The sequence below is a fragment of the Streptomyces sp. NPDC044063 genome, from assembly GCF_056434285.1.
In genome coordinates, this window is record NZ_JBWKFM010000013.1 from 73,610 (window position 1) to 82,947 (window position 9,338).

The 9,338-nt window shown below is 73.7% G+C and carries 11 protein-coding genes and 1 pseudogene; 1 reads left to right on the forward strand and 11 read right to left on the reverse strand.

The window, feature by feature from the left end:
* Positions 1-43: 43 nt before the first annotated feature.
* The 3 genes and pseudogenes from AC07BS_RS17940 to AC07BS_RS17950 form a co-directional block, all read right to left on the reverse strand.
* Positions 44-775: a VIT1/CCC1 transporter family protein gene (locus AC07BS_RS17940; RefSeq protein ID WP_478648334.1), complete on the reverse strand. Its 732-nt coding sequence runs from the start codon at positions 773-775 to the stop codon at positions 44-46.
* 191 nt (positions 776-966) lie between these two features.
* A pseudogene (gene lgt / locus AC07BS_RS17945) lies at positions 967-1,955 on the reverse strand (prolipoprotein diacylglyceryl transferase); the annotation flags it as partial.
* A gap of 78 nt (positions 1,956-2,033) precedes the next feature.
* Positions 2,034-2,870: a DUF8017 domain-containing protein gene (locus AC07BS_RS17950; protein WP_478933123.1), complete on the reverse strand. Its 837-nt coding sequence runs from the start codon at positions 2,868-2,870 to the stop codon at positions 2,034-2,036.
* A gap of 70 nt (positions 2,871-2,940) precedes the next feature.
* Between AC07BS_RS17950 and AC07BS_RS17955 the strand changes: the two genes are divergently transcribed.
* Positions 2,941-3,630: a nucleotidyltransferase domain-containing protein gene (locus AC07BS_RS17955; protein WP_478933125.1), complete on the forward strand. Its 690-nt coding sequence runs from the start codon at positions 2,941-2,943 to the stop codon at positions 3,628-3,630.
* A 9-nt stretch (positions 3,631-3,639) separates the two neighbouring features.
* Here the strand turns inward: AC07BS_RS17955 and AC07BS_RS17960 are convergent, their stop codons facing one another.
* The 8 genes from AC07BS_RS17960 to AC07BS_RS17995 all read right to left on the reverse strand — a co-directional run bounded on the left by AC07BS_RS17960 (position 3,640) and on the right by AC07BS_RS17995 (position 9,225).
* Entirely contained in the window at positions 3,640-4,425 is a 786-nt protein-coding gene (locus AC07BS_RS17960) for a DsbA family protein (RefSeq protein ID WP_478933127.1), read from the reverse strand.
* Positions 4,426-4,489: 64 nt separating this feature from the next.
* Positions 4,490-5,305, reverse strand: a complete 816-nt coding sequence (trpA, locus tag AC07BS_RS17965) for a tryptophan synthase subunit alpha (protein WP_478648324.1) — start codon at positions 5,303-5,305, stop codon at positions 4,490-4,492.
* Positions 5,305-6,546 (reverse strand): tryptophan synthase subunit beta, encoded by a 1,242-nt coding sequence (gene trpB / locus AC07BS_RS17970; RefSeq protein WP_478933130.1) that lies wholly within the window; start codon positions 6,544-6,546, stop codon positions 5,305-5,307. Before trpB ends, trpA begins: the two co-directional genes overlap by 1 nt.
* Before the next feature lie 46 nt (positions 6,547-6,592).
* On the reverse strand, positions 6,593-6,745 hold the full coding sequence (gene trpM, locus AC07BS_RS17975; RefSeq protein ID WP_478648320.1) for a tryptophan biosynthesis modulator TrpM: 153 nt from the start codon (positions 6,743-6,745) through the stop codon (positions 6,593-6,595).
* A gap of 7 nt (positions 6,746-6,752) precedes the next feature.
* Positions 6,753-7,562 carry an indole-3-glycerol phosphate synthase TrpC gene (gene trpC, locus AC07BS_RS17980; protein WP_478648318.1) on the reverse strand — a complete coding sequence of 270 codons (810 nt, stop codon included), beginning with the start codon at positions 7,560-7,562 and terminating at the stop codon, positions 6,753-6,755.
* A gap of 178 nt (positions 7,563-7,740) precedes the next feature.
* Positions 7,741-8,163 (reverse strand): DUF2752 domain-containing protein, encoded by a 423-nt coding sequence (locus AC07BS_RS17985; protein ID WP_478648315.1) that lies wholly within the window; start codon positions 8,161-8,163, stop codon positions 7,741-7,743.
* A gap of 99 nt (positions 8,164-8,262) precedes the next feature.
* Positions 8,263-8,490, reverse strand: coding sequence for an HGxxPAAW family protein (locus AC07BS_RS17990; RefSeq protein WP_478648312.1), 228 nt, complete (start codon positions 8,488-8,490; stop codon positions 8,263-8,265).
* Between the two features lie 99 nt (positions 8,491-8,589).
* Positions 8,590-9,225 (reverse strand): TIGR02234 family membrane protein, encoded by a 636-nt coding sequence (locus AC07BS_RS17995; protein ID WP_478648310.1) that lies wholly within the window; start codon positions 9,223-9,225, stop codon positions 8,590-8,592.
* Positions 9,226-9,338 lie beyond the last annotated feature (113 nt).

Genomic DNA, 9,338 nt, shown 5'->3' on the forward strand with positions numbered 1-9,338 from the left:
ACCGCGCGGAAACACGCGCGTTATGCGGATGTCCGCATAAGAATTACCCGACGGCCGTACCGAAGGCAATACCGAGGAGATACGTCACACCCGCCGCCGCCCCGCCGAGCAGGAGCTGCCGCAGCCCGCTGAACCACCACGACCGGGCCGTCACCCGCGCCACGACCGCGCCGCAGCCGAAGAGACCGATCAGCGCCAGCAGCACGGCGGGCCACAGCTCGGTGGCGCCGAGCAGGTAGGGCAGCAGGGGCAGCAGCGCGCCCAGCGCGAAGGAGCCGAACGACGACGCGGCGGCGACCAGGGGCGACGGCAGGTCGAAGGGGTCGATGCCGAGCTCCTCGCGGGCGTGGATCTCCAGCGCCTGCTCCGGGTCCTTCGACAGCTGGCGGGCGACCTCGCGGGCGAGCTCCGGCTCGACGCCGCGCGACACATAGAGGGCGGCGAGCTCCTCCTGCTCGTCGGCCGGGTGCCTGCGCAGCTCGCGCCGCTCGACGTCCAGCTCGGCCAGGACCAGCTCGCGCTGCGAGGCCACGGAGGTGTACTCGCCGGCGGCCATGGAGAACGCGCCCGCCGCGAGGCCGGCCAGACCGGCGATGACGATCGCCTGCGAGGAGGCCGATCCTCCGGCGACGCCCGTCATCAGGGCGACGTTGGAGACCAGCCCGTCCATCGCGCCGAAGACGGCGGGACGCAGCCAGCCACCGTTCACATCGCGGTGCGTGTGATTGTCACGGTGGGCGATGTGCGTCTCCGCGGCCGTGTCGAGGACAGCCATGGCTCCCTGCGCTCCTTCGTCTCGTCGCGCGTCTCGTCGCGCACGGTGTTCGTCCGTACGGAGCCGAAGGTACGCCCGTTCGACGGTGCTCCGCCAGCAAGGCAGGCCGTACTAACCTCGCTGACCTGCGGCTTTTTATCGTCGGAGCGACGGGAAACGGAAAGCCCCCCATGGCGTGGGGCCATGAGGGGCTTCGGTGCCGCGGGAACGCCGCGGGTCAGGCCTTCCTGGGCTTCCCGGCCTCGGCCTCGGGGGCCTTGGGCGTCTCGGGGGCCTTGGGGGCGTCGGGGCCCTTGGCGGCCTTGCCGTCGCCGGCGCCGGCGGCGTCGGCGGGGTCCAGGGCGTCGGGGGCGTCCACGTCGGAGGCCGGCTCCACGACGGCCTCCCGGCCCGGGACCTTCTTCGCGGAGATCACGATGTACGCCACGGCCGCGAGGAAGACCAGGATGGCCGTCCAGCCGTTGAGGCGCAGGCCCAGGATGTGGTGGGCCTCGTCCACGCGCAGGTACTCGGTCCAGAAGCGCCCGACGGTGTAGGCCGCCACGTACAGCGCGAACGCGCGGCCGTGGCCCAGCTTGAACCTGCGGTCCGCGTAGATCACCAGGGCCGCCACGCCCAGGCACCACAGGGACTCGTAGAGGAACGTCGGGTGGTACGTCCCCGCGACGCGGCCGATGGCCGGGTCGGCGTCGATCTTCAGCGCCCACGGCAGGTCGGTCGGCTTGCCGTACAGCTCCTGGTTGAACCAGTTGCCCCAGCGGCCGATGGCCTGGGCGACCGCGATGCCGGGCGCGATGGCGTCCGCGTAGGCCGGCAACGGGATGCCCCGCCGGCGGCACCCGATCCAGGCGCCGACCGCGCCCAGCGCGATCGCCCCCCAGATGCCGAGGCCGCCCTCCCAGACCTTGAAGGCGTTGACCCAGTCGCGGCCCTCGCCGAAGTACAGCTCGTAATCGGTGATCACGTGGTAGAGCCGCCCGCCGAGGAGGCCGAAGGGCACCGCCCACACCGCGATGTCGGCCACCGTCCCGGCCCTGCCGCCGCGTGCGATCCAGCGCTTGTTGCCGAGCCAGACGGCGACGAAGACGCCGATGATGATGCAGAAGGCGTAGCCGCGCAGCGGGATCGGCCCGAGGTGGACCACACCGGTGGAGGGGCTGGGGATGTATGCGAGATTCATGGCACGTAAAAACCTACCCTGTGCCGGAGCGGAGGCCCAGGGTGGCCTTCCGCCCCGTGACTCCCGGTAGCCCCGGCCCTACGGCCGGGTGGGCCCGCCGGTCAGTCGCACGGTGGAGAGGATCTTCCGGACGGTCGCGTCCGGGACCTCCTCGCCGACCCCCCGCACGCCGTGGAAGGTCCAGGAGACGAGGTCGCCCTTGGCGTCCGTGAAGGCGAAGGCGAGGGCCTTGCCGTCGACGCCGCACGAGCCCTTCGCCGCCGCGTCGCGGACACCGGTGGAACGGGCCGTCGCCAGGCTGCCGGTGATCCCGGAAGCGGTGGTGTACTCCTCGACCGGGCCGACGCCGACCTTGCTCCCGTCCGACCCGGCGTACCCGCCGTGGATCCACAGCCGGGCGTTCTCACGCGCGGCCGCCTCGGCGTTCAGGGCCTCGGCCTCGCCCCGGGAGCCGGCCTCGGCGAGGGGGACGTCCTTCTGGCCGTCACCGTCGCCCTCCTCCGCCCTGCACCACCGCTCCTTGAGCACGGCGGGGCCGCGGAAGCCCACGAGCGGCTTCTCGGGGTCGTTCTTCTCGGAGGCGTAGCTGGCCCAGTCGGCCGGCTTGAGCTGCCACTCGGCGGGAACGTCGAAGGCGAGGCGGTCGTTGGCGACGACCTTCCAGCCGGGCACGACGGGCCGGGCGGCCCCGGCACTCTCCTTGCCGGCGGCCCGGGGATTGTCGGCGGGGGCGGAGGTGGCCGCCCGGGTCGGTGCGGGCGCGGCGTCCGTGCCGTCGCCGTCACCGCCGAGCACCAGCCAGCCGGTGACACCGGCGGCGAGGACGACGGCGGCGGCCGTGGCGACGGCGACGACGGCGGTCTTCCGGCTACCGCCGGGCTGCTGATACGGATGCGGCTGCTGGGCTGAGCACATGAAGATCAACAATAGGCGCAGCCGCCAATTCGGTGGCCGGGCGGCCCCGGTCCGGGCGAGGATGGCCCGCATGTCGCAGTGGGAACACCTGGTCGAGAAGCACACGATCCTGTCGGTGGTGGTGGGTTCGCGGGCCTTCGGGCTCGCCACCGCCGGGTCGGACATCGACCGGCGCGGCGTCTACGTCGCCCCCACCGAGGATTTCTGGCGCATCGCCAAGCCGCCCACGCATCTGGACGGTCCGCTGCCGGAGCAGTTCAGCTGGGAGGTCGAGCGCTTCTGCGAACTGGCCCTGACGGCCAATCCCAATGTGCTGGAGGTGCTGCACAGCCCCCTGGTGGAGGTCGGCACACCGCTCGGCGCCGAACTGCGCGACCTCTCCCCGGCCTTCCTCTCCCGCCGCGCCCACACGACGTACGCCCGCTACGCGCGGGCGCAGTTCGCCAAGGCGCGGGCGCACCGCGAACGCGAGGGCGAGCCCCGCTGGAAGCACGTCCTCCATCTGCTGCGGCTGATGATCAGCGGTGCGGCGCTGCTGGAGACCGGCACCGTGCGGGTCGACGTCGGCCCGTACCGCGACCGGCTGCTCGCCGTCCGCCGGGGCGAGCTGAGCTGGGACGAGGCCTGCGCCTGGCACGACCGCCTGGCGGCGCGCCTGGACGAGGCCCTCGCCCGCAGCCCCCTGCCGGAGGCGCCCGATACGGCGCGCGTGGAGGACTGGCTCCTGTCGGTGCGCCGGCGGTGCCTCACGACGCCCTGAGGGTGTGCCTCAGCCCTTCTGGGCCGCCGCCACCATCTCGCGGAACTTCTGAGGGGTGAGCGGGGTGGTGGGACCGTAGATGCTCTTGCCGTTCAACAGGACGGTCGGGGTGCCCTGAAGGCCCGAGGTACTGAAGGTCTGCTGGGACTTCTGGACCCAGCTGTTGTGGGTGCCGCCCTCGACGCAGGAGCGGAAGGCGGGGGTGTCGAGCCCGGGGACCTTGCCCGCCAGCTCCAGGAGGCGGGCCTTCTTGCCGAAGGCGTCGTCGGTCTCCGGCGGCTGGTTCTTGTACAGCTCGTCGTGGTACGCGGTGAACTTCCCGGCGTCCTGGGCGCACGCCGCCGCGTTCGCGGCGTGGAGCGAGCCGGTGCCGGGGATGTTCTTGTCGATCAGTGTGACCAGGTGGTACTCCGACTTCAGCTGACCCTTGGCCTCCAGGTCGTGGACCGTGTCCCGGAAGCCGTTCTCGAACTGGGCGCAGGCCGGGCAGCGGAAGTCCTCGTACACGACGAGGCTCGCCTTGGCTGCGGGGTTGCCCACCGGGACGGCCAGGTCGTCCTTGCCCGTGGCGCCCTTGGGGACGACGAGCGGGCCGGCGGTCTGCTGCTTGTTGTCCTTGCCGCCGCCGGACGAGGCCACCAGGGCCGCGATGCCGACGCCCGCGCCGAGGACGGCGGCCACGGCGACGCCCGCGATCATGGCCCGCTTGCGTTTGACGCGGGCCTGCTCCCGCTGCCGCTGTTCCTGCAGCCGCTCGCGGGCGGTGCGCTTTCCGTCGTTGTTCTTCTGGCTCACATCCCCGTACAACGAACCGGGGGCGCGCCCATGCGCGCCCCCGGTCGCCGTTCCTCCCAAAGGGTTACCCGCGCTTGCGCACGCCCTCCGCGAGCTCACCCGCGAGGGCACGGACCCCGGCCAGGCCGGTCTCCAGGTCCGGGGCCTCCAGCAGCCGCTTGACGAACGCGGAGCCGACGATGACGCCGTCGGCGAACCGCGCGACCTCGGCGGCCTGCGCCGCGTTGGAGACGCCGAGGCCGACACAGACAGGCGTGTCGGTGACGGCCCGGGTGCGGCGGACCAGGTCCTCGGCCTCCTGGCCGACGGACTCCCGGGTGCCGGTGACGCCCATCAGCGAGGCGGCGTAGACGAAGCCGCTGCCGGCCGCGGTGATCGTGGCCAGGCGCTCGTCGCGGCTGCTCGGCGCGACGACGAAGACCGTGGCCAGGCCGTGCTGTTCGGCGGCCCGGCGCCAGGCCGCGGACTCCTCGACCGGCAGGTCGGGCAGGATGCAGCCCGCTCCCCCGGCCGCGGCGAGGTCGGCGGCGAACCGCTCGGGGCCGTAGCGGTCGACGGGGTTCCAGTAGGTCATGCACAGCACCGGCGCGCCGGTGATCTCGTGCGCCTCCTTCACCGTGCGGATGACGTCGGCGATCCTGATGCCGCCGCGCAGCGCGATGTCGTCGGCGGTCTGGATGACCGGGCCGTCCAGGACCGGGTCGCTGTGCGGCAGGCCGATCTCGACGATGTCGCAACCGCCGTCGAGCATGGCGGTGACGGCGCGCACGCCGTCCGCCACGGTCGGGAAGCCGGCGGGCAGGTAGCCCACCAGCGCGGCACGGTTCTCGGCCTTGGCCGCGGCCAGGACGGAGCTCAGCAGTCCGATGTTGCCCGCCATTACCGCTCCCCCGCCTCGTCGTCGTACAGCCCGAAGTAGCGGGCCGCCGTGTCCATGTCCTTGTCGCCGCGGCCGGAGAGGTTGACCAGGATCAGCCCGTCCGGACCGAGCTCGCGGCCGATCTCCAGGGCGCCGGCCAGCGCGTGGGCGCTCTCGATGGCCGGGATGATGCCCTCGGCGCGCGAGAGCAGGCGCAGCGCCTGCATGGCGTCGTCGTCGGTGACCGCGCGGTACTCGGCGCGGCCGATGTCCTTGAGGTAGGAGTGCTCGGGGCCGATGCCGGGGTAGTCCAGGCCGGCGGAGATCGAGTACGGCTCGGTGATCTGGCCGTCCTCGTCCTGGAGGACGTAGCTGCGCGAGCCGTGGAGGATGCCGGGGGTGCCCTGGGTGAGGGTCGCGGCGTGCTCGCCGGTCTCCACGCCGTGGCCGCCCGGTTCGCAGCCGATGAGGCGCACGCCCTCGTCGGGGAGGAAGGCGTGGAAGAGGCCGATGGCGTTGGAGCCGCCGCCGACGCAGGCCACGGCGGCGTCCGGCAGGCGGCCGGCGCGCTCCAGGATCTGGCGGCGGGCCTCGACGCCGATGACCCGGTGGAAGTCGCGGACCAGCGCCGGGAAGGGGTGCGGGCCGGCGACCGTGCCGAAGAGGTAGTGGGTGCGGTCGACGTTGGCGACCCAGTCGCGGAAGGCCTCGTTGATGGCGTCCTTGAGCGTGCGGCTGCCGGACTTCACCGCCACGACCTCGGCGCCGAGCATCCGCATCCGGGCGACGTTCAGCGCCTGCCGCCGGGTGTCGACCTCGCCCATGTAGATGGTGCACTCGAGGCCGAAGAGGGCGCAGGCGGTGGCGGTGGCCACGCCGTGCTGGCCGGCGCCGGTCTCGGCGATGACGCGGGTCTTGCCCATGCGCTTGGTGAGCAGCGCCTGGCCCAGCACGTTGTTGATCTTGTGGGAGCCGGTGTGGTTGAGGTCCTCGCGCTTGAGGAACACCCGGGCGCCGCCCGCGTGTTCGGCGAAGCGCCGCACCTCGGTGAGGGCGCTGGGGCGCCCGGTGTAGTTGACCATCAGGTCGTTGAGCTCGGCGGCGAAGGCGGGGTCCGCCTTGGCCTTCTCGTACTCGGCGGCCACCTCGTCGACGGCGGCGACGAGGGCCTCGGGGATGAACTTGCCGCCGAACGCGCCGAAGTAACCGGAAGAGTTCGGAACCTGGCCTTCGGGGTCGGGAACGAAGAAGTCAGAGGACACTGACGTACTCCTGTGCAGATATGGGCGGATGACGACGGGCCGGCTGCTAGCGCGCAGCCGCCGTACGCCATCGGCGCCCATTGATCTGACCCGGCTCACAGCCGATGTGGTACCGCACGCGGCGCCCGAGGACGCGCCGCGCGGGCGCACGGCAGCCACGCGGCCGGCAGCCGCGAGCGAGCCGTGCGTACGCCCTCATGACGGTGTCAGCCCCGTCCCTGCCGCAGGGCCGGGTGGGCGCCGGCCGCCACCAGGTCGGCGACGGCCGTCCTCGGGTCGCGGCCGGTGACCAGGGACTCGCCGACGAGGACGGCGTCGGCGCCCTCGTTGGCGTAGGCGATGAGGTCGTGCGGGCCGCGCACCCCGGACTCGGCGATCTTCACGATGCTGTCCGGGATCTCGGGGGCCACCCGGGCGAACGTGCCGCGGTCCACCTCGAGGGTCTTCAGATTGCGGGCGTTGACGCCGATGATGCGGGCGCCGGCGTCCACCGCGCGCTGGACCTCCTCCTCGTCGTGCACCTCGACCAGCGGGGTCAGCCCGATGGACTCGGCGCGCTCGATGAGGGAGACCAGGGCCTCCTGCTCCAGGGCGGCCACGATCAGCAGGGCCAGGTCGGCGCCGTAGGCGCGGGCCTCCCACAGCTGGTAGGCGGTGACGATGAAGTCCTTGCGCAGGATCGGGATGTCGACCCGGGCACGGACGGCCTCCAGGTCGGCGAGCGAGCCGCCGAAGCGGCGCTGCTCGGTCAGCACGCTGATGACGGCCGCGCCGCCCGCCTCGTAGTCGGCGGCGAGGCCGGCCGGGTCGGCGATCGCGGCGAGCGCGCCCTTGGACGGGCTGGAGCGCTTGACCTCGCAGATCACACTGACGCCCTCGCCGCGCAGGGCGGCCGCGCCGTCCTTGGCCTGCGGGGCCTTCGCGGCGCGCTCCTTGAGCTCGTCGAGGCTGACGCGCGCCTGCCGCTCCGCGAGGTCGGCACGGACTCCGTCGATGATCTCGTCGAGCACACTCACGCGAGCGGCCCCCTTCCGGACTCGGCTGGTCTGGGCTGGTGCGGTGGGATATCACCTCACCAGGCATTGCGATGGTACTTGCCGGAGGGCGAAGGTTTCGCATCCGGTTGACGCCGGCCCCACCGGGCGGCCCCCCGAATGGGCGCCTCCGCGGGGTGGCGGGACCGTCACGCGCCGTTCACGGAGCGAGCGCGGACCCGAACGGCAGGTTCCGTACGAGCGTGAAGGCGAGCACGAGCCCGGCCAGCGCCCACCAGTGATGTGCCCGCGCCGGCAACGGCATACCCCCGTCCCCCCGCACCGACCTGATCACCCACAGGACCCACAGCACGGCGAACGCGGCGTAGCCGGCGACGGCCAGGGCGTTGGCGCCCAGCGCGGCCGGAAGATCGCCGTGGGCCAGCGCGTGGAGGCCCCGCAGCCCGCCGCAGGCCGGGCAGTACAGCCCGGTGAGCCGCGGCAGCGGGCAGGCCGGGTAGCGGCCGGGCCGGTTCGGGTCCACCACCGCGACGACGGCGACGGCCGCGCCCAGCCCGGCGGCCACACCGAGCGGCGCGGCCAGGGCCTGTCCGGGGCGGCGGGTCGCACGGCGGCGGGTCACAGCCCACAGTGTCCGCCGGAAAACGCGAAGGCGCAGCTCGGGGCCCGCTGTGTACGTCCGTACGGGCCCGGGCCGCGCCGTGGCGAGGGAGAGGGCGGGTCAGGCCTTCTGCGGCTGGGCCTTCGGGGCGCCCTTGGGAGCCTGGCCCAGGCCCATGGAACGCATGACGAGGCCCACGACGCCGCCGAGGGCCACCACGACCATGCCGGCCCAGAAGCCGACGGGCTTGGCCATCACGACGAACGCGCCGGAGACGCAGAAGCCGATGAAGGCGATGGTGACACCGGTCCAGGCCGCCGGGGTGTGGCCGTGGTCGCTAGCCGACATGAGTTGACTCCTCGTTGCTGGGTCGCGCCCGCGGGCGCAGAGATCGCTCGGGGTCATTCTCCCCGACGCCCCCGGCCACCGTGCGCCGGGGTTGGCGTGTCACCGGCCGGAACCACCGGTGGGGTCCTCCCCCCGATCGAGGGCCTTCCACAGCTCCTCGGGACGATCGGGATCGGGGGCGGTGCGCGGGCGGCGCGGGCGCGGGGTGCCGTCGCGCTCGTAGCGGCCCGACATGGCCGGCCACTGGCGGCCGTGCCACAGGGCGAGCAGCCCCGCGACGCACAGCAGCGCCCCGCCGGCGACGGCGACCCACGGCCAGGCGGTGTGGGTGACGTCGGCGATGGTGGCCTGGGTGTTGCCGGCCACCTTGGCGGCCTTCTCCTTCAGCGCCGAGGTGTCGCCCCGCCCGGCGAGCGCGGCCACGACGGTGCCGGCGCCGCTCAGGGCGAGGAGCGCCGCCACGACGACGCGGCCCGCGCCCCGCACCGCGAAGACGGCGACGAGCGCGGCCAGGCCCACGACGGCCAGCGCGCCCGGCAGGGCGGTGACGTCCTGGCCGCTGGCCCGCTCGGCCAGGATGCCCTGGGCCGCGGGGGCACTGCCCTCCGACCAGGTGCGGCCGCTCGCCAGCAGGACGAGGGCGGCACCGGCCGCGCCCAGGAGGAGGGCGGCGGCGAGGCTGCGGCGCGAAGCCTTGGCGGCGGGGGGCGGGGAGGGGGGTACGGCTGCGGTCACGGTTTCTACTATCGCTGGTGCGCGGGCGGGGGGGGGGGGGGGGGGGGGGGCCCCCCCCCCCCCCCCCCCCCCCGGGGCCCCCCCTGGGGGGCGCCTCGAGACAACCCCCCCCC

Bases quoted from the DNA above. Each gene is read 5' to 3' on its own strand.
- AC07BS_RS17940 (WP_478648334.1), bottom strand. From the start codon at position 775: ATGGCTGTCCTCGACACGGCCGCGGAGACGCACATCGCCCACCGTGAC.
- AC07BS_RS17950 (WP_478933123.1), bottom strand. From the start codon at position 2,870: ATGTGCTCAGCCCAGCAGCCGCATCCGTATCAGCAGCCCGGCGGTAGC.
- AC07BS_RS17955 (WP_478933125.1), top strand. From the start codon at position 2,941: ATGTCGCAGTGGGAACACCTGGTCGAGAAGCACACGATCCTGTCGGTG.
- trpA (WP_478648324.1), bottom strand. From the start codon at position 5,305: ATGGCGGGCAACATCGGACTGCTGAGCTCCGTCCTGGCCGCGGCCAAG.
- trpM (WP_478648320.1), bottom strand. From the start codon at position 6,745: ATGAGGGCGTACGCACGGCTCGCTCGCGGCTGCCGGCCGCGTGGCTGC.
- AC07BS_RS17990 (WP_478648312.1), bottom strand. From the start codon at position 8,490: ATGTCGGCTAGCGACCACGGCCACACCCCGGCGGCCTGGACCGGTGTC.